The sequence below is a fragment of the Mesorhizobium sp. M7D.F.Ca.US.004.03.1.1 genome, from assembly GCF_003998635.1.
Classification (GTDB): Bacteria; Pseudomonadota; Alphaproteobacteria; order Rhizobiales; family Rhizobiaceae; genus Mesorhizobium; species Mesorhizobium loti.
Genome location: NZ_RZQG01001592.1, coordinates 1 through 695, shown reverse-complemented (window position 1 = coordinate 695; position 695 = coordinate 1). Strand labels below are relative to the sequence as shown.

Below are 695 nucleotides of genomic sequence, written 5' to 3'. Positions count from 1 at the left end.
TCATAGCGGCGAAGCGCGCCAGCGCATGACGTGCGGGCCATGGCTTCAGCCCAGCCCTGAATGCGTCATGACGCGATGCGCGGCCGTCCGGTGGCGGTCGCGACAACGATGGCTTCGACGAAACTGCGTTCGCCTTCAATTGTTGCAACTCTTATGTCCCGCGCGATTTCGATCCGCGCCTGATCGGTCCCGGCGCGCTCGGCGAGACCTGCCGCCAAGGCGCGAATGTGGGCTTCGGCGGCGGCCATTGCTTCGTCCTCGGTGTCAAAGTCGTCCAGCCGCAGGCCGGAATTGAGACGAAAAAGCCCGATCTCGGGCTGGCTGACGCGCGCTTCCGCCGACATCCGCACCTGCCCGACGACGGCACCCAGCGCATTTGCGACGTCGGCGTGTTCGGCGATCTTGCACGTATTGCCGATGATCGGCGGCAGCCCCGCGTAGTGAAGCGATGCCGAAGCGCCGAGGCCGATCACCGGCCGGTCGAGTGCGATCGACAGCTGCGCCATGCCGCCTCGTCGGCCAACCGCCCGCTGAACCAGCGGATTGGCAACAGAGACGCCGCCATCCAGCCCGTCCTCGGCAAAGACTGTTTCAAGAATGGCTTCGGCAGAACGCCGGGTGACGGCGGTGAGGACCATCTCGGAAAATGCTTCTGCGCCTTTGGAGACACGATGCCCCTGGCCGTCGCGCTTGCG

The 695-nt window shown here is 65.6% G+C and carries 1 pseudogene; it reads right to left on the bottom strand.

The window, feature by feature from the left end:
• Window positions 1-65: 65 nt before the first annotated feature.
• Window positions 66-695, bottom strand: a pseudogene (locus tag EN935_RS38920) (hydantoinase/oxoprolinase family protein); the annotation flags it as partial.